At 51.0% G+C, this 19,185-nt stretch carries 13 protein-coding genes; 5 read left to right on the top strand and 8 right to left on the bottom strand.

What is annotated here, in order from left to right; translation table 11 throughout:
- The 4 genes from rbbA to H8K26_RS14445 all read right to left on the bottom strand — a co-directional run bounded on the left by rbbA (window position 1) and on the right by H8K26_RS14445 (window position 6,575).
- Window positions 1-2,778, bottom strand: a complete 2,778-nt coding sequence (gene rbbA, locus H8K26_RS14460) for a ribosome-associated ATPase/putative transporter RbbA (protein ID WP_190480500.1) — start codon at window positions 2,776-2,778, stop codon at window positions 1-3.
- Complete coding sequence (locus H8K26_RS14455; RefSeq protein WP_190480498.1) at window positions 2,775-3,845, bottom strand: HlyD family secretion protein; 1,071 nt, start codon at window positions 3,843-3,845, stop codon at window positions 2,775-2,777. Before H8K26_RS14455 ends, rbbA begins: the two co-directional genes overlap by 4 nt.
- Before the next feature lie 4 nt (window positions 3,846-3,849).
- A complete protein-coding gene (locus H8K26_RS14450) occupies window positions 3,850-5,295 on the bottom strand; it encodes an efflux transporter outer membrane subunit (protein ID WP_190480496.1) in 1,446 nt (481 codons plus the stop codon).
- 350 nt (window positions 5,296-5,645) lie between these two features.
- Window positions 5,646-6,575: a LysR family transcriptional regulator gene (locus H8K26_RS14445; protein ID WP_317889278.1), complete on the bottom strand. Its 930-nt coding sequence runs from the start codon at window positions 6,573-6,575 to the stop codon at window positions 5,646-5,648.
- A gap of 288 nt (window positions 6,576-6,863) precedes the next feature.
- On the opposite strand from H8K26_RS14445, the gene H8K26_RS14440 reads away from it, so the two are divergent.
- Window positions 6,864-7,106 (top strand): DUF4148 domain-containing protein, encoded by a 243-nt coding sequence (locus tag H8K26_RS14440; RefSeq protein WP_186897742.1) that lies wholly within the window; start codon window positions 6,864-6,866, stop codon window positions 7,104-7,106.
- A gap of 128 nt (window positions 7,107-7,234) precedes the next feature.
- On the opposite strand, the gene H8K26_RS14435 is transcribed toward H8K26_RS14440, so the two are convergent.
- From H8K26_RS14435 to H8K26_RS14420, 4 genes are all read right to left on the bottom strand, one after another.
- Window positions 7,235-8,959: a methyl-accepting chemotaxis protein gene (locus tag H8K26_RS14435; RefSeq protein WP_190480492.1), complete on the bottom strand. Its 1,725-nt coding sequence runs from the start codon at window positions 8,957-8,959 to the stop codon at window positions 7,235-7,237.
- A gap of 716 nt (window positions 8,960-9,675) precedes the next feature.
- Window positions 9,676-10,293, bottom strand: a complete 618-nt coding sequence (locus H8K26_RS14430; RefSeq protein WP_190480490.1) for a hypothetical protein — start codon at window positions 10,291-10,293, stop codon at window positions 9,676-9,678.
- A 736-nt stretch (window positions 10,294-11,029) separates the two neighbouring features.
- Window positions 11,030-11,521 (bottom strand): single-stranded DNA-binding protein, encoded by a 492-nt coding sequence (gene ssb, locus H8K26_RS14425; protein WP_186884484.1) that lies wholly within the window; start codon window positions 11,519-11,521, stop codon window positions 11,030-11,032.
- Window positions 11,522-11,560: 39 nt separating this feature from the next.
- Entirely contained in the window at window positions 11,561-12,745 is a 1,185-nt protein-coding gene (locus H8K26_RS14420) for an MFS transporter (protein WP_186884609.1), read from the bottom strand.
- A gap of 250 nt (window positions 12,746-12,995) precedes the next feature.
- On the opposite strand from H8K26_RS14420, the gene uvrA reads away from it, so the two are divergent.
- The 4 genes from uvrA (at window position 12,996) to H8K26_RS14400 (ending at window position 19,185) form a co-directional block, all read left to right on the top strand.
- Window positions 12,996-15,863: an excinuclease ABC subunit UvrA gene (uvrA, locus tag H8K26_RS14415; RefSeq protein WP_186884608.1), complete on the top strand. Its 2,868-nt coding sequence runs from the start codon at window positions 12,996-12,998 to the stop codon at window positions 15,861-15,863.
- A gap of 7 nt (window positions 15,864-15,870) precedes the next feature.
- Window positions 15,871-16,446: an aminoacyl-tRNA hydrolase gene (gene pth / locus H8K26_RS14410; RefSeq protein WP_186884483.1), complete on the top strand. Its 576-nt coding sequence runs from the start codon at window positions 15,871-15,873 to the stop codon at window positions 16,444-16,446.
- A 16-nt stretch (window positions 16,447-16,462) separates the two neighbouring features.
- Window positions 16,463-17,575, top strand: a complete 1,113-nt coding sequence (locus H8K26_RS14405; RefSeq protein WP_190480488.1) for a patatin-like phospholipase family protein — start codon at window positions 16,463-16,465, stop codon at window positions 17,573-17,575.
- Between the two features lie 215 nt (window positions 17,576-17,790).
- Window positions 17,791-19,185 (top strand): MATE family efflux transporter, encoded by a 1,395-nt coding sequence (locus H8K26_RS14400; RefSeq protein WP_190480486.1) that lies wholly within the window; start codon window positions 17,791-17,793, stop codon window positions 19,183-19,185.

The following is a 19,185-nucleotide window of genomic DNA, read 5'->3' as shown; positions in this document are numbered from 1 at the left end:
TCAGCGCTCCTGTTTTTTCAGCAAGGCAATCGCCGCGCCGAGAATAACGGGAATTGCCAGCAACAAGGGCCAGAATGCCGCGTGCAAATCATCAAAACCCAGTGCCTTGCTGAAGACGCCGCGGCTGATATTAAACATATACGTTGCCGGATAAATCTGTCCAACCAGACGCCCGATACCTTCCAGCGAAGAAACAGGATTGATCAGCCCGGCAAACTGAACGGCCGGAATCATCGTTCCTATCATGGTAAAAAACATGGCTGCAATCTGGCTGCGGGTCAATGCTGAAGCTAATAAGCCCATTCCGGTTGAACAAATGCTGAACAACCACGCGGCAAGCAATAAAACAAAGAAATTTCCCTTTACGGGTACGTCGAATATCGTGACGGCAGCAAGGCTCATTAAAAGAAAATTCAGCATTGCCAACGCGACATACGGCACTTGCTTGCCAAGCAAAAATTCGCTGCGCGTTGTCGGAGTCACATAAAAATTAATAATCGAACCCAACTCCTTTTCGCGCACAACCGCCAGTGCCGTCAGCATTGCAGGCAGCATCAACAGCAACAGCGGAATCACCGCCGGCACCATTGATGGCAAACTCTTCACATCAGGGTTGTACCGATAACGGGTCTCCACACTGGTGACACCTGACAAAGTTGATCCGGTACGTTCATGCACCTGCTGTAAGAACCATTGCTGGTGCATGCCTTGCACATAGCCATTCACCGTTTCTGCACGTTGCGGCATAGCGCCATCCACCCAGGCACCGATCTGCACCGATTTTCCCCGCTCCACATCGCGGGCGAAACCAGGCGGAATTTCTATCGCCAGTGACAACTCACCGCTACGCATGCGCCGGTCAAGCTCTGCGTAGTCGGCAATCGGCGCATGCTCAACAAAATAACGCGACCCCGCAAGATTGAGTATGTAATTCTGGCTTAATACAGTTTGATCCCGGTCGAGTACGGCAAAGCGTAAGTTTTCAACGTCCATGCTGATGCCATACCCCATCACAAACATCAGCAGCAAAGATCCCAGCAAGGCCAGCGTGCTGCGAACCGGATCGCGCTTTAATTCCAGTGCTTCACGCCAGGTATAGGTGTAGATACGTCCAAGGCTGCGCCGGCAACGTTGTCTGAAGTTGGATGCTGATGTGGCGGAAGACGCAGGCAGTACGGCGTTGTTGACACTATCCACCGCGTTAGCATCAGAAACTGGTTGCGGAACATCACCTCCATCGGCTTCAAGCAGATAATCGATAAATGCTTGTTCCAGCGTTGCGGCACCCCGTTGTGCAACTAATGCTGCCGGTGCATCGCTGGCAAGTACGCGTCCCGCATGCATTAGGGAAATACGGTCGCAGCGTTCAGCCTCATTCATGAAATGAGTGGAGATAAAAATGGTAACGTGGTCGCGCCGCGCCAGCTCTATCATCAATCGCCAGAAATTATCACGTGCGACAGGATCAACGCCAGACGTCGGTTCATCCAGAATCAGCAATTCGGGTTGGTGCACCATCGCAACGGCCAGTGACAGACGTTGCCGTATGCCGAGTGGCAGTTTATCCGGCAGCATGTCAACAACATCCTGCAAATCAAAACGTGCCACCATATCCGCCACACGCGCCGCGACTTCCGATTCAGGCACATGGAATAAGCGCGCATGCAATATCAGATTCTGTTGCACATTCAGCTCGGCATACAAGGAAAACGACTGCGACATATAACCGACACGACGACGAATCGCGATATCGTGCGGATTCACTTTCTGACCAAACAACCATGCATCACCTTCAGTCGCAGGCAGCAAACCTGTCAACATTTTCATCGTGGTCGATTTACCGCAACCATTCGAACCGAGAAAGCCAAATATTTCACCGCGCCGGATGCGAAAACTGACATGGTCAACCGCCACAAAATCACCGAAGCGCATCGTCAGATTTTGTGCCTCAATTGCGACAGCAGCACTGTCGGCCATCGTCAGCGGCGGGATTTCGACTCGCTGGTGTCCACGCCGCTTGATCTCCGGCAGCAAACCAATGAAGGCTGCCTCCAGCGAGAGGGTCGCCGTTTTCTGCATCAGTTCAGCAGGTGTTCCGGTCGCCAGCACCTGACCATCATCCATCGCCACCAGCCAGTCAAACCCTTGCGCTTCATCCATATACGCCGTCGCAACGATGACACTCATACCCGGACGACTGACGCGAATACGCGCAATCAAATCCCAGAACTGTGCACGAGCCAGCGGATCGACACCAGTAGTCGGCTCATCCAGAATAAGTAAATCCGGATCGTGAATCAGCGCACAACACAAACCGAGTTTCTGTTTCATACCGCCGGATAATTTGCTCGCTGGCCTATCCAGAAAAGGAGACAGACCGGTACTGCGCGTCAACTCATCAATGCGGCGACGACTCTCGGTGGCATCATGCCCAAACAGACTGGCAAAGAATTGCAGGTTTTCTTCAACCGACAAAGTCGGGGAAAGATTCTTACCGAGCCCCTGCGGCATATATGCAATGCGGGGGCAGACCTGCTCACGATGGTGACGGCTGGCCATATCGCCGCCGAGCACGTCAAGATATCCCTGCTGCAAGGCACGTGCGCCGGAAATCAGCGATAACAAGCTGGATTTACCAACACCATCGGGGCCGATAATCCCCACCATACAATTCGCTGGGATATCCAGCGTAATATCATCCAGCGCACAAACCTTGGCGTAATTCAGCCGCAGGTTTTGACCACGCACGACAGGTGATGCTGAAGCAGACAGGCTCACGGCAGCGCTTTCAAATTAAGCGATGCTGGCCATGCCGCTTGCGTATCAGGCTTAATCCACGCGACGCCCGGCAAACCCGTTTTTACCTGTTGCAGGTACTTGAGCAATAAATCGCGATCAATTCTGGCTTTCACGCGAAACATCAGTTTCTGACGTTCGCTGGCCGTTTCGACGGTCTTCGGAGTGAACTGCGCCGTGCTGGCAACAAACGACACTTTGGCTGGGATCACGAACTGCGGCGCCGCATCCAGAACGATACGCACCTCACTGCCAAGCGCAACTTTCCCTGCAACACTTTCCGGCACGAAAAACGTCATATAGACATCTGAGAGATCAACCAGATTCAGCACCTTGCCACCACCGCCCAGAATTTCACCCGGCTGCGCAACACGATATTGAACCCGTCCGGCACGTGGCGCTTTCAATTCGCTGTCAGCCAGTTCGACATCGATCCGGGCAGTGGTCGCGGCAGCGGCCCGGACGCTCGACTGCGCCCCGGTGACTTGTGTCACGGCCGCTGTCACCGCTGCATTTGCCGCCCGGACCTGCGCCTTGGTGGCGGCAAGGGCAGCGGCCGCACTGTTGACACGTGCGCGATCATCATCGAGTTCCTGACCGGATGAAGCACCTTCTTTGAACAGCGTTTCCGAGCGAGCCAGTCGCCGTTGTGCCGCATCGAGTTCACTTTCGCGCTGCACTACCAACGCCTGCGTTGCCTGCAAATCACTCTCGCGTAAGGCAACCTGTGCTTCGGCGCCTTTCACCGCATATTCAGCTTGCTGCTGACGTGCTACGGCTTCATCTCTTTGCGCCTGCAAACTATCGATTTGCATACGCGCCAGCAATTGCCCTGCTTTAACAAACTCCCCCTCGGCAACAAGAATCTCCTGCACCCGCCCACCGAGCTTGGTCGCGACATCGATTTCAGTCGCTTCAATACGACCATTACCGCTCACCACACTGTCACTAGGATCCGCCCCATTCCGGCGCTGATAAACAACATAGGCAGTGATTGCAATGGCAACTACTGTAACAAGCAAGACGATTTTTTTGATAGTCGGATTCATGCGTTTATTCCTGATTGTTTTTGGGCACCGATACGGGATCGACAGTAGACACAGATAATTCATCAACAAACTGACTGCCGCCGCCAAGTGCCGCGAAAAGTGCGACCTGTGCTGACAGGCTGGCGCGATGTATTTGTACCAGTTGCTGCTCACTCGACAGCAAATCACGTTCTGCATCCAACACTTCCAGATAGCGTGCCGAACCATGGTCATAGCGTAGCTTCGCCAACCGTGCACGCTCAGCCTGTACTTTCAGGGTCTCGCGCGCAATTCCTTCCTGTGCTGCCAACCAGTGGCGCGCAGCTAAAGCATCAGCAACATCCCTGAAAGCAGCCTGCACTGTTTGCTCGTAACGGGCAACAGCCTGCTCGCGCCGCAACCGGGCGACTTCAGTAACTGCCTCGCGTCTGCCACTGTCAAAAATCGGTAAGGTAATGCTCGGTGAAAAAGTCCATGCCTGACTGCCACTGCTGAATAATCCGTTTAACTCAGCACTTGCTGTGCCAGCAAACGCGGTTAAGGCAATTCGTGGAAAAAAAGCAGCCCGAGCGACAGCCATATTCGCTTGTGCTGCTCGCAGCGCATGCTCGGTAGCGAGTATGTCCGGTCGCTGCAATAGCAGATCTGAGGGCAACCCAGCCTTCAATTCAGGTAATGGAGGCAGAGCATTGAATTGCCCGGACGCAGGCGGCAGTTGCAGTGGTAGCCCCACCAACAAGGTCAATGCATTGATCTGGGTCGCACGTGTATGTTCGAGTTGCGCCTGCAATGCCATTGCCTGTTGCGACAACAACTCGACCTGCGTCAGTTCAAGTCTGGAAGTTGCCCCCAGATCGACACGACGACGAAATATACGCAAGGATTCGGCGCGACTCGCGACAGTGCGTTGTGCCAGCATCAGACGCTCATCCGTTTCGCGCAAAGCAAGATAATTGTTCGCTATTTGTGTGATCAGACTCAGCGCCGTCGCGCGGCGGGTCGCATCGCTGGCAAGATACGTTTCCAATGCAGCCGCATTCAAACTACTCACACGCCCCCAGAAATCAATCTCCCAGCTACTGAAGCCAACACCAAGCTGAAACTGGTTACCAACAACTGGTCGACCCGATACATTCAGATCGCCGGGCACAGCAGTACGCGTCGCATCCAGACTGCCAGCAATCGTAGGCAAACGATCTGCCCGTTGTATGCCGTAAGCCGCGCGCATTTCCTGCACACGCAACACAGCAACGCGCACGTCGCGATTATTGGCTAAGGCCAGCTCAATGAGATGACGCAGAGCCGGGTCAGTAAAATACGTTTGCCAACTGATCTGAGTGGCAGGGATACCTGCATCGTGCGCCGGTGCCTCGGTATAAACCTCAGCAACAGGCGATGCAGACGATTGATGTGCCGGTGCAGATAACGTACAGCCTGCCAGCAACGCAAGCAGCAGCGTCGTTGACGTCATTGATATCAGCTGCACAGGAAGTCCGGCAGATACATCGTCAGAGCGATCATTTCGGGATTTTTGATACCGATATCCATGCAACATACTTCATCACCTTTGTTCCTGACGTCTAGTGGAAATTTCCTCAGCCGCACTGTTGATTCTCAGATCAATACCGGTTCAACTTCGCTGACAGCGATACCCTGAACATACGGCGACTAAAAACACCACCGCTGACTGAACAAGTGAGCCAAGTGATACAACACCGATGTTAAAAACGCCTACCTTCAGGATGCCAATCTAATAATAAGTGAAATCATCACTTCACAGACTGTTCAAGCTCAGGGTACATGCAATTTTTTTATGGCAGATCAAAGTGTCTGCTGCGTCATGCCAGCGTGCGGAAATTTTTCAACGATGAAATTAATAAAACTTCGGACTTTTGCAGAAAGCAAACGGCGACTGGGGTAAGCCATGAAAATAGTGACACTACCAAACAAGTGATCAGGAAGCAGCCGGATCAGGCGACCGCTGCGGATATCATTTTCCAACGAATAGGATGGCAATAAGACCAGGCCCATATCGGCAAGAGCACATTCCCGGAGAATATCTGTGTTATTCGAAACAACCCGGCTATTGACTGGTATCTGCTTTAACGCTTGTTTTGATTTCCCGGGATAAGAGAACTCTTCCGCATCCCGCTCGTGAATCATCCAATTGTGACGCATAAAATCAAAGCCATAATTCAGACACCGATGTTGAGAGATATCGTCTAAAGTTTGCGGTGTGCCGTTGGCTCGCAGATATTCAGGTGTCGCGCACAACATGACTTCCGGTGCTGCCAGTTGACGGGCGATCATGCTGCTATCGATTTTTTGTAAATCAAGAAAAAAACCAACATCAATCCCCTCTTCCACCATATCGATAGAATGCGAAGAAATTTTGATGTCCAGAATAATATCGGGGAATTTTTTTGCAAAAAGTGGCAGCAAAGGGGCCAGTTGTGACACGCCAAAGCCCGGCACCGAATAAATCCGCAAGGTGCCACTCGGCTTTTTTGCTGATGTTGCAGCAATCGCATCAGCATCTTCGATATCAGCCAAAATCTGGCGGACGCGTTCGAGATAAACATGCCCGGTTTCAGTCAGCGATAATTTGCGCGTAGTCCGGTTTAATAAGCGCGTACCGAGATGTGATTCAAGGTCTGCGACGTAGCGGGTCACAACGGCATTTGACATCTCCAGAGCAGCTGCGGCTCTGGCAAATCCGCCCAACTCAACGACCTTGGAAAATATGCGCATTGATTGTAGCCTGTCCATTTTTCAAGCCCCTTATTGTTCCGCTATAAGCAATAGTATATTCCCGATACTCGTCTTTTTTGATTAAAAAGAAAAGCCTACACTTCGTCCGTCAATAAGCCTTTGACACAATACGCTTATTCAACAAAGCCAGATCCCCACCTTATAGATCGTCGTTCGGCACACTCAAAGACCACTTTTACCGGGTTGTATGTAGGCCGCAATGCTATCGGCAGCATAAGCATCAGGGATAGGGCATTTTGACTCTTGATAACTGAATTGGAAACTTAAATGAAAACAACATATTTATTCATTGCTGGCCTGATCAGCCTCAGCACAAGTGCAGTCTTTGCAGCAGAAACAACGACACCAGCTCCTAAAACCCGTGCCGAAGTTGTCGCTGAACTGGTGCAGGCGCGCGCTCAGGGTGAAGAAGTTGGTATGGAAGGAATGATCTGGTACGAAGCGCAAAAAACTGAATTAGCAAAAGCCAACGCAGCAAAAAAAGAAACTGCCAAAGCTGACAAAAAATAAGCACCGACGGTACCGGAAAAATGGCCAGACTGGTCTGCTCTCTCAGAGCTCTGCCAAAATGAAAAACGCACTCGACATAAAAATCGAGTGCGTTTTTTATCCTAATATCGTTATTCTGAACTCAAAACTCAGAACTCTTCCCACTCATCATTTCTGGCAGGTTTAGCTGCGCTTACGCTGGTCAGTTGTGGCGTCGCCTTTTTACTTTTTTTCAATACAGGCTCGTGTTTTGCCTGGCTGATGCGGCTCTGGGTCTTCGTGTCTCTCACTTCTTTTACTGTGCTTTTCAGATTAATAGCACTGCCACCGGACAACTGAAACACGCTGACCACTTGCGCCAGATCTGCAGCCTGATCCTGTAAAGAAGCAGCGGCAGCAGCGGCCTCTTCCACCAGTGCGGCATTCTGCTGGGTAACAGTATCCATTTCCGTAATCGCCTGATTAATTTGTTCGATTCCGGCTTCCTGTTCAATACTGGCTGAGGTAATTTCTCCCATGATGTCAGTGACACGTTTCACGCTGTTAACGATTTCTTCCATCATCACACCAGCCTGGTCCACCAGACGGCTACCGGTATCAACTTTACTAACGGAATCATCAATCAACTGCTTGATTTCCTTCGCAGCACTGGCGGAGCGATGCGCGAGACTACGCACCTCACTGGCAACGACGGCAAAACCACGCCCCTGCTCACCTGCACGCGCGGCCTCAACCGCGGCATTCAGTGCCAGAATATTTGTCTGAAAAGCGATGCCATCAATCACACTGATGATATCGACAATTTTCTTAGACGAAGTATCGATCGCCCCCATCGTATCGACCACCTGCGAAACAACAGCACCGCCTTTGACCGCAACTTCAGAAGCTGCCACAGCAAGCACATTGGCCTGACGGGCATTATCCACGTTTTGTTTTACGGTGGAGGTCAGTTCTTCCATGGACGATGCGGTTTCTTCAAGCGAGCTTGCCTGTTGTTCTGTACGCGAAGACAAATCCAGATTGCCACTGGCGATCTGCGCCGACGCTGTCGCAATCGTGTCTGTTCCATCGCGCACCTGGCCGACAATATTCTGCAAACTGCTGTTCATTTCTTTTAATGCCTGCAGCAAGAGACCTGTTTCGTCTTGTGAAGTAACGTGAATTTGCTGATTCAGATTGCCGCCTGCGATCGTATTTGCAATCGTCACAGCCTCATTCAGCTTCACTGAGATTAAGCGCGCAATCCAGTAAGCGAACGTAAATGACAGAACCGCAATCACGACTATCAGTACGACGATCCAGGTTCTGGAATCGCTATAAGTTTTTCCAGCAAATTCACTCGACTTCTCAGCGCCGGCATCATTGATATCTGCCAGCTTATCCACCTCGGCCAGCATGGCACGATAAACCTTTGTCGATTCACCGCGCATTAGGGTAATGGCTTCTTCTTTCGTCCGCTTAGAAGAATACTCAATGATCTTGGTGTGCTCCGCCAGAAATACAGTAATGCTTTTTGCTACTTCCGGATAAATCTTTTTCTCTTCTTCTTCACTGATCAGCGACTCATATTTTTTTTGTAAAGAGATCAAATCGTCGACCTGCTTTGCAGCATTTTTTTCTGCGGTCTGCATATCTTCCGGCGTCGTTGCCAGAATATGCTGTTGTTCAAAACTACGGATGCGCGCCATCGCCATTTTTACCCGCCCCAAGACTTGTATGCTTGGCAGCCAGTTAGTCGCAACCGCAGTTGCAGCTTCATTGACCTTACTTAACTGGACGATGGAAAAAACACCGAGAAAAATGCTCAGCACGATTGCGATCGAAAATGACAGCAATAACTTGGAGGCAATTTTTAAGTTGTTAAACCATTTCATAATGTAGACTCTTTTTCTTGTTGAATTTGATCGGTCAGACAAACACACTGTTTGCGCATGTCATATCCGATTCTAGGACTGACGCACTGCGATCGATATTGACCGATATCAAGTTGTGCCTATCTGTGCAAGCTGGATATGTCTTTCATTTCAGTACCATATTCCAGATTCATTTTTTTATGCATTAGCGCAAACTCCGGCGCTACGCCCCCATTTATTTCCCCGAGAGCAACCTGCCACATAAAAAAATAATGAACACGAGTTCATTGTCAGCAGGCATGTTCTGTCCAAGAAACCTGATTCAAAGAAACACTGGATGTTTATTTATTCATGCCAGAACAGGCGGAATAATATCCTGATATTTTCATAAAAAAACATCAGCACACAAGATTTAACTTAAGTAAATATTTGTTAAATTTTTACAATGTATTTGTGCCAAAATTTTTATCGGATCACACCGATTTTCTAGCGTCCGCATTGCTGAAATTTCTTTACGTCAGAAGCCGCTGTTGAATCAGGAATCCTATAAGTTGGCGTTATCGTGCACAGTCCTTTCCCATGCCGCGTAGCGAGCGGCCTGGATCATATGCGCTTGAATATCATGGAATTACCAAGATATAAGATGCCTGAAAAAAGGCTGATTGCGACGCCGGCAAATACCAGAAACTCCATCATGGCTTGCCCTTGTTGAAATCGACTGTGCGCCAACTGTGTCATTATTTGATATTGAAAACCTTAGGATCTATGGACGCGCTGACTTTCACCGAAACCGGTTCAGTAATGACGACACCGAACTGATCTTTTGCAGTCAATGCCCTGACATAACCTGCCACGTATTTACCGTCGTAGCCGATAAATTTGGTCGAACCCTGGGTTTCAATCATGCAAACCTGACCTGCAATTTGCGTCGTCGCACTTTCTGGCAAGCATTTCAATTGGATGCCATTGACCACCTTGGCATCGGTATAGATTGCGCTATTTTCCTCGCCACCTTTAGTTTCTGCTTGCACAGGCTGCGAGACACGCTCGCCATTTTCCTGAACATCAATGTGATAGCTGTTTCCATTGTTCACAACACGTAATGTTTCTGTTTTTGCGATCGACGAGGCACAGCCGCTTTCCGGAGTCATATCGACCTTGATGACGTTACTGACCGTTGTATGCGAATAATTTTTTCCATCGCTGACATATGTATCTTTATCGATAATGAAATCAGCTGGAATATCAATAAACGGCTTGACTGGCAGATTTTTTATTTGCGCGAAACCGACGCAGGCGTCATAACCATTTTTATACCAGTCGCGATACTGCGCAAGGTTCTCAGGTTTTGTCACCGTTACCACCTCGTAACCCGATCCCGCTGAGCTACTGTTATTGCCATCTGGATTGGCTGAACTGCTGGAACTATTCCCACAAGCAGTAGTGCATATCAAAAGTGTCAGAGCGATACTTTGCTTGAGATACGGCGTTTTATTTCCTGACCACATATGGAATCCTCACCTAATAAATTTGAAATTGAGATCAACCTATTGCTGGCAACAACAATGTTCGCCAGCGAGGAGTAAATAAACCCGGATACTCTTCTTTTCCATCGTGTCGCAGAGATCGATAAGAGCGATCAAATGACATGCAAGCGTGTCGCCACTGCGTACACGCCGCTACCACCGGAATAGAGATCAAGTTTTTGTTACGATCAATTTACGCGGCATTGCCCTTGAGTACGATGCCGGCGACCGATATGATTTTTTGGATACAGTCATCAATCTCCGACGATTTATCCAAAAAATGAGACGGATTAATGCGTGAAAATCATAGTGCAATATAAGAAATTATTTTTTAACAATTACATTGATTTACATTTCTTTTAAAGATATAAATTTTCTTTATTTCTGAGGAAAACAATTCCATATATATCAAAGACTTATCGTTATTCAACATATTTCTTTTTGCTAATCAAATCGCAAACATCTTATAAAAAAAATTTGTATTTATTTTTCTCTGCAAACAAGAAAAAACCCTACAAATCAAAGACTTGTAGGGTTTAGTTTACAAACTAAAGAATACTGGGTCTCAAAACGGAATATCGTCATCCATATCTGAGAAGTTCGGTGCCGGGCGAGAAGCTGGGGCCTGACGTGGCGCAGGCGCTGCGGCCTGGCGTGGAGCGGGAGCAGGTGCTCCGCCGCCGTAACCGCTGTCATCCATGGCTGCGCCGCCGCCCATGCCCTGACGACCGCCCAGCATCTGCATGCTGTCCGCCTTGATGTCGGTTGCGTATTTTTCGACGCCGTCTTTGTCTGTGTATTTGCGAGTGCGTAAGCTGCCTTCGACGTAGACTTGTGAGCCTTTTTTCAGATACTGGCCAGCGATTTCAGCGAGCTTGCCAAAGAAGGTAATGCGATGCCATTCGGTCTGCTCTTTCTTTTCGCCAGTCGCTTTATCTTTCCAGCTATCGGTTGTCGCGACGGTAATGCTGGTCATCGCGTCACCACTTGGCATGTAGCGTGTTTCAGGGTCGCGGCCAAGATTGCCGACGATGATGACTTTATTCACGGATGCCATGTAATTCTCCTGTTTTCCTGTAATTCAAATGTGTATTAATTAAGCCTGCACTGCGGGCGCTGCTTTCGTGCGTTTAGCAATGTCGGGCATGTTGATCGCGATTATAAGCCACAGCACCGTCATTATTGCGCATACAATAAAGACGCTTGATCCGCTAAGATTTTGTTTGACCCACCCACCCACAGCGCCGCCACAAAACAAGCCTATCGCTTGCAAGGTGTTATACACGCCCAGTGCCGCACCTTTCGCTGCAGGCGGCGCAATACGCGAGACTAACGATGGCTGACTCGCTTCTAAAATATTGAAAGCCACAAAAAAGGCAAACAATAAACTGACCAAAGCAAAAGGCTGTTGCAGGAACTGCCAGAAACCCAGCTGCACCAACAACAGTAAGGCAATCGCACCGACAAACACCTGTTTCATCTTGCCATATTTTTCACCGATAAAAATCGCTGGCAGCATCGCAATAAACGACGCAAACATAATCGGTAAATAGATTTTCCAGTGCGATGCAACCGGCAAATCGAGAAACTGAACCAACACCGAAGGCACGACGACAAACATCGCCATCTGTGACAGATGCAGTACAAACACGCCATAATTTAAGCGCATCAGTTCGCGGTTTTTCAGGACAACGGATAAGGGCACAGGCTCGTGCTGCAAGGCAGGGGCATCCGGTGTGACATATAAAACGACAACTATCGCGATCAGCGAGAGTACCCCAGTCAGCGCAAAAATGCCGCCCATACCGATGCTCTGATACAACAAGGGGGAGATCACCAGCGACAAGGCAAACGTCAAACCGATAGAGCCACCTACCATCGCCATCGCTTTGGTTCTGTGCTCGTCGCGCGTCGAGTCAGCGATTAAGGCAGTAATGGCGGCGGAAATTGCACCTGCGCCTTGAATCGCCCGGCCGATCAGAACGCCCATGACGGTGGTGGCGGATGCAGCGACAAACGCACCAACGGCAAATAAAATCAGACCGATGACGATGATACGTTTGCGGCCAAATTTATCCGATGCAATGCCAAATGGAATCTGACCAAATGCCTGGCTCAGACCATAAATCCCCATCGCCAGCCCGACCAGCAAGGCGTTATCGCCGTCCGGCAGCGTTTTTGCGTGTATCGCAAAGACTGGCAAAATCAAAAATAATCCGAGCATGCGCAAGGCAAAGATCGACGCTAATGATGTGGCGGAACGGATTTCATCGCGGCTCATCCCGGATGATTCACTTTGTATTGCACCAGTGCTATCGGATTTTGTTGCCATAGTCATATTAAAAACTCGCCCACGTGAGGTAATTTGCGCAAAGCAAAGACGAGCCTGCGGTAATGTTCAAAAACCCGTTATAGTAGCAGGTTGCTTGCCTCAGCCCAAATTCAGATCAAATATCATGACGACACGACCAAAAGCCGCTAAAGCACCAAAACCAGCCGAAATCGAGTTCGATGCGGACGATATTGCCCGTATGCAGAAGCGCGAGCTGATCCGCGTACGCGGCGCGCGTACGCATAACCTGAAAAACATCAACATCGATTTGCCGCGCAATAAGCTGGTCGTGATTACTGGCTTATCGGGTTCAGGTAAATCGTCGCTGGCGTTTGACACGTTGTACGCTGAAGGCCAGCGTCGTTATGTGGAATCGCTGTCGGCCTACGCACGGCAGTTTTTGCAGCTGATGGAAAAACCGGATGTCGATCTGATCGAAGGCCTGTCACCTGCGATTTCTATTGAGCAGAAAGCGACTTCGCATAATCCGCGCTCGACCGTCGGTACCGTCACCGAAATTCACGACTATCTGCGCCTGTTGTACGCCCGCGTCGGCACGCCATATTGCCCGGATCATCCGGAAAATCCACTGGCCGCGCAATCGGTATCGCAAATGGTCGATACCGTGCTGGCAATGCCGGAAGATACCAAACTGATGATATTGGCACCTGTGGTATCCAACCGTAAGGGCGAGCATGTCGATCTGTTCGAGCAAATGCAGGCGCAAGGTTTCGTTCGTTTCCGTGTGCAAAGCGGCACGCATGAAGCGAAGATTTATGAAGTCGATGATTTGCCTAAGCTGAAGAAAACTGAAAAGCATACGATCGATGTTGTCGTTGATCGCGTGAAAGTCAAAGAAGAAATCAAGCAACGTCTGGCGGAGTCTTTTGAAACCTGCCTGCGGATTGCGAATGGCCGCGCACTGATCGTGGATATGGATAGTCAGCAGGAACAGTTATTTTCGAATAAATTTGCCTGCCCTATCTGCGGCTATTCCTTGCAAGAGCTGGAACCGCGTCTATTTTCGTTTAACAATCCTATGGGCGCTTGTCCGGAATGTGATGGGCTGGGTCATATCGAATTTTTCGATCCTAAACGCATCGTCGCTTTCCCGAATCTATCATTAGCGAGCGGCGCCGTTAAAGGTTGGGATCGCCGTAATCAGTTTTATTTCCAGATGCTGTCGAACCTGGCGGCATTCTATGAATTTGATATTGATACGCCGTTTGAGCAATTACCGGAATCAGCGCAGCAAATCATTTTGTACGGCTCCGGCAAACAAACCATACCGTTTACCTACATCAACGAAAAAGGCCGTACCGTCATCAAAGAGCACACGTTTGAAGGTGTGGTGACCAACCTGCAACGCCGCTATCGTGAAACCGACTCGATGGCGGTGAAAGAAGAGTTGGCGAAATTCATCAATGAAAAACAATGCCCATCGTGTGACGGTGCGCGTCTGCGGGTAGAGGCACGCAATGTCAAAGTTGGCGCAGGCAAACAGGAAAAAGCGATTTACGATATCAGCGCCATGCCTTTGCGCGAGACTTTGCATTTCTTTGAACATCTGACCTTACACGGTGCGAAACGCGATATTGCCGACCGTATCATCAAAGAAATCACGGCACGCCTGACTTTCCTGAATAACGTCGGCCTCGATTATCTGTCACTCGAACGCAGCGCCGATACACTCTCCGGCGGTGAAGCCCAGCGCATCCGTCTGGCATCGCAGATTGGCTCCGGGCTGACTGGCGTGATGTACGTACTGGATGAACCTTCCATCGGCTTGCATCAGCGCGATAACGACAGACTGATCGACACGCTCAAACATCTGCGCGACATTGGTAACAGCGTGCTGGTCGTCGAACACGATGAAGACGCAATACGCTGCGCCGATTTTGTGGTCGATATGGGTATCGGTGCTGGCGTGCATGGTGGCGAAGTGATCGCGCAGGGTTCGCTGGATGACATCATGACAAACACACGCTCACTGACCGCAAAATACCTGAGTGGCGAACTGGAAATTTCAGTACCGGCCAAGCGTCATGAAAGCCATCCGGACAAGCAATTAGTCATCGCCGGTGCGCGTGGCAATAATCTCAAAAATGAGACCATGCATTTGCCGGTTGGTTTGCTGACCTGCGTCACTGGTGTCTCTGGCTCAGGCAAATCCACACTGGTGAACGACACGCTGTATCACGTCGCGGCGCGCCATCTGTATGGCTCGCAAACCGAACCGGCACCATTTGATCATGTCAGCGGGTTGGAGCATTTCGATAAAGTGATCTCGGTTGATCAAGCACCGATCGGACGCACACCTCGCTCTAATCCGGCGACTTACACCGGTTTGTTCACACCGATACGCGATTTGTTTTCGACCGTGCCAACCGCCAAAGAACGCGGTTACAGCGCAGGCCGTTTTTCATTCAACGTCAAAGGCGGTCGCTGCGAAGCCTGTCAGGGCGACGGCGTGATCAAAGTCGAAATGCATTTCCTGCCGGATGTGTATGTACCATGTGATGTCTGTCACGGCAAGCGCTATAACCGCGAAACGCTGGAAGTACAGTACAAAGGAAAAAACATCCATCAGGTGCTGGAAATGACCGTCGAAGATGCGCATGAATTCTTCAAACCTGTTCCCGTGATTGCGCGTAAATTACAGACCTTGCTGGATGTGGGACTGGGTTATGTCCGCCTCGGACAAAGCGCCACCACCTTGTCCGGCGGTGAAGCGCAACGCGTCAAACTGTCGCTGGAATTATCGAAACGTGATACCGGCCGCACGCTGTATATTCTCGATGAACCAACGACAGGTCTGCATTTCCACGATATCGCCCTGTTGCTGAAAGTGATACACAGACTGCGCGATCAGGGCAATACGCTGGTCATCATCGAACATAATCTGGACGTGATTAAAACCGCTGACTGGCTGATTGATCTGGGCCCCGAAGGCGGCGCTGGCGGTGGCCGCATCATCGCCACCGGAACACCGGAACAAGTTGCCGCCAATCCCGACAGCGTGACCGGCAAATACCTGTTACCTCTTTTAAAGAAACGCAAGAAGTAGTCTCACCATGTCTATTCGTCTGATTGTCGGCCTCGGTAATCCGGGGCCTGAGTATGAACAAACCCGCCACAATGCTGGCTTCTGGCTGATCGATCAGCTACGGGTCAGCTTGCAGCGCGATAAAAATTTTAATGCGCTGGTCGGTAAAACACGTATTGCGGGAGAGGAAGTCTGGCTGCTGGAACCGCAAACGTTTATGAACCGGTCCGGGCAATCTGTCGGTGCGATCTGCCGCTTTTATAAAATCACGCCGGATCAGGTGCTGGTCGTGCACGATGAACTCGATATGCTGCCCGGTGTCGCCAAACTGAAAAAAGGCGGATCTTCGGGCGGCCATAACGGGCTCAAAGATATTACGGCAGCGCTGGGCACGCAAGATTACTGGCGACTACGGATTGGTATCGGCCATCCGCGCACGCTGAATCTGAATCAGGGCGTCGCCGATTTCGTACTGCATCGGCCGCGTAAAGAAGAGCAGCCACTGATCGACGAAGCGATAGCAAAAAGTTTAGATGTGCTGCCCCTGATGGTCGAAGGTCAGACCGCCGAAGCGATGACCCGTCTGCATACCAGCGCAAAGTAAGCGGGACAACTTAGAGATGCCTTCTTCCATGCAGATTTTTGCCGGAAAAACGGCCTTTGCGCACCTTCAGCAACATGGTCTGCAGGCAGCAGATATCGCGCTGATTCCCGCTGCTGCCGGTGGCCCCAAAGGTCTGATTTTGCAAGGACTGGATCAATGGTTGTTCGGTGAATGGCTGCCTGCAGCACCGCGCCAGCGCACGCTGATCGGCGCATCCATCGGTGCCTGGCGCATGGCGGCGGCAAGTTGTGCGAATCCTGTCGCGGCATTTCAAAGGCTGGCCGATCTGTATTGCGAACAGCAGTATCCGGAAAAACCTCCCGCCGCGCTGGTGACGCAAGAGATCACGCAATTATTGCAGCGTTTCATCAGCGGCTACGAGCATGAAATCGTCAATCACCCTTTACAGCATTTGCAGATACTGACGAATCGCGGGCGTGGTCTGTTGCAGTCACCCACCACCGCAATGCAGGCGAGAGCCGGTTTCGCCAGCGCCGCATTCGCCAATCTGCTGTCACGCGATTTTCTGGCGCGGCATATAGAACGCGTGGTCATCGGCAATCGCGCCGCAGCTAGCACCTGGCTGGAAAAGCCATTCGATCATTTCCCTACCCATTTGTGCGACTTAAGCACCGACAATCTCGCGCCCGCATTACTGGCATCCGGCACCCTGCCGCTGGTGATGGAACCGGTCAGGCAGATTCCAGGCGCACCGGCTGGCACCTACTGGGATGGCGGCATGATCGATTACCATCTGGCCCTGCCTTACGAGCGCATACTAAGCAATGCGGACAAGGGCGATGCCGGGCTGGTGTTGTATCCGCATTTCACCGACCGCATCATCCCCGGCTGGCTCGATAAAGCGCTGCCGTGGCGACGTGCAGGCCAAGGCCGTCATCGCAACTGGGTCGACAATGTGATCATGATTTCGCCTTCGCCAGAATTTGTACGGCAACTGCCGCGCGGCAAACTGCCGGATCGGCAGGATTTTTTCCATTACGGGCTGAATCATGCGCTGCGCGTTCAGCAATGGAAAATCGCGATCGCAGACAGCGCCCGTATGCGCGATGATCTCGCAGCGTTCATCGCACGGCCGGACATGTCGCAAGTCCGCCTCCTGAATCACTAAACTGACTTAGTTGAACTGACTTAGCTGAACTGAATTTCAAATACATAGCCCCAATCAATATGCGCCTTACAAGAGATAAATGCTCTGTACGGCGCATATTTACTTGGTGATGAAATAAAACTGCCCCGGTCATCCCAATTTTGGTGCAGATTTTTTGAGTCTGTCACAGTGATCGGTTAAGATGCTGATCCTTTCAAGAAAGACAGAAGTTCAGCATGAAAACCCGCATCCGCACCGAAGCCGCCGCTCTCTGGCAAATTGCCTGGCCTGTTTTAATCGGCCAGCTTGCCACAGTAGGCATGGGTGTCGCCGACGTTGCGATGACCGGGCATTTCAATGCCGAAGAGCTGGCTGCCGTCTCGCTCGGCACTTCACTCTGGACTATCGTGCTGGTGACGGTGATGGGCATCATGATGGCGGTCAATGCTGTCGTTTCGCATGAAGTCGGCGCTGAACAATACGAGCGCGTTCCGCATATCGTCAGGCAATCGCTGTGGTTGGGTCTTGGCGTCGGTTTAATCGCCTGCCTGTTACTGAATGCGTCCACGCTTGTATTTTCACATCTGCAACTGCAGCCGGAAGTACAGGAAAAAGCGAGCCGCTTTGTGCATATCATCAGCATAGGCATGCCTGCTTTTGCGATGTACCGCGCCTTGTATGGCTACACCACCAGTCTGAATCAGACCAAGCCTGTGATGGTGATGGCATTGGGCGGGCTGCTGTTTAATGTCGTCATGAACTGGCTGCTGATCTATGGCCATTTCGGTCTGCCACAACTCGGCGCCAGCGGCTGCGCGGTCGCGACCGGCGTCGGTATCTGGTTGATGTTCGGTACGATGATCTGGTGGATGCGACGCGCTCCGGCATATCGTGCGACCAATCCGTTTTCGCATGTCGAGCCGCCACACTGGGCTGAAATTCGCTCCACGCTCAAGCTGGGTCTGCCTATTGGTGTCACGTATTTTGCCGAAGTATCGGCATTTGCCTCAGTCGGTTTGCTGATCGCCCGTTTCGGTGTGATTGAAGTCGCGGCGAATCAGATTGCGCTGAATTTTTCCTCGCTGGTATTCATGGTGCCGATGAGCTTGGGCATCGCCATGACGACCCGCGTCGGTCAGGCACTCGGCGAAGGCGATGAGCTGCGCGCGCGCTTTGTATCCTGGGTTGGGGTTGGCCTCTCGCTTGCCTTTTCATTTGTCTCCGCCACCGGCATTACGGTCTTCCGCGACAGTATCGCGGCAGCATATACCTCAGACCCGGCAGTGCAAAAACTAGCGGCGGATCTGCTGTTGTTCGCCGCTATTTTCCAGTTATCCGATGCAGCGCAGGTCACAGCATCCTGCGCAATCCGTGGCTACAAAATCACCCGTACCCCGATGCTGATTCATCTGATGGCGTTTTATGGTTTTGCCCTGCCGATAGGCTGCCTGCTGGGATTAGCGCCGGAATGGATGCCGTGGCGGCCATCGTCACCAATGGCATCGCAAGGATTCTGGATCGGTCTGATCCTCGGATTAACCATTGCCGGCGGCCTGTTACTCGCTTATTTGCAGCGTATCAGCAGTATCCGGGTCAGAATGGCAGTCAAATCCGGTAAAATAGCGGGTTAA

The sequence above is a fragment of the Cognatundibacterium aquatile genome (assembly GCF_014699135.1).
In the GTDB taxonomy this organism is placed as follows: domain Bacteria; phylum Pseudomonadota; class Gammaproteobacteria; order Burkholderiales; family Burkholderiaceae_D; genus Undibacterium; species Undibacterium aquatile.
Note: the sequence above shows the minus strand (reverse complement) of the source record. Positions and strands in the feature narration are given on the sequence as shown.

Coding starts and splice junctions, on each gene's coding strand:
- H8K26_RS14455 (WP_190480498.1), bottom strand. CDS start 3,845: ATGAATCCGACTATCAAAAAAATCGTCTTGCTTGTTACAGTAGTTGCC.
- H8K26_RS14450 (WP_190480496.1), bottom strand. CDS start 5,295: ATGACGTCAACGACGCTGCTGCTTGCGTTGCTGGCAGGCTGTACGTTA.
- H8K26_RS14445 (WP_317889278.1), bottom strand. CDS start 6,575: ATGCGCATATTTTCCAAGGTCGTTGAGTTGGGCGGATTTGCCAGAGCC.
- H8K26_RS14440 (WP_186897742.1), top strand. CDS start 6,864: ATGAAAACAACATATTTATTCATTGCTGGCCTGATCAGCCTCAGCACA.
- H8K26_RS14435 (WP_190480492.1), bottom strand. CDS start 8,959: ATGAAATGGTTTAACAACTTAAAAATTGCCTCCAAGTTATTGCTGTCA.
- ssb (WP_186884484.1), bottom strand. CDS start 11,521: ATGGCATCCGTGAATAAAGTCATCATCGTCGGCAATCTTGGCCGCGAC.
- H8K26_RS14420 (WP_186884609.1), bottom strand. CDS start 12,745: ATGAGCCGCGATGAAATCCGTTCCGCCACATCATTAGCGTCGATCTTT.
- uvrA (WP_186884608.1), top strand. CDS start 12,996: ATGCAGAAGCGCGAGCTGATCCGCGTACGCGGCGCGCGTACGCATAAC.
- pth (WP_186884483.1), top strand. CDS start 15,871: ATGTCTATTCGTCTGATTGTCGGCCTCGGTAATCCGGGGCCTGAGTAT.
- H8K26_RS14405 (WP_190480488.1), top strand. CDS start 16,463: ATGCCTTCTTCCATGCAGATTTTTGCCGGAAAAACGGCCTTTGCGCAC.
- H8K26_RS14400 (WP_190480486.1), top strand. CDS start 17,791: ATGAAAACCCGCATCCGCACCGAAGCCGCCGCTCTCTGGCAAATTGCC.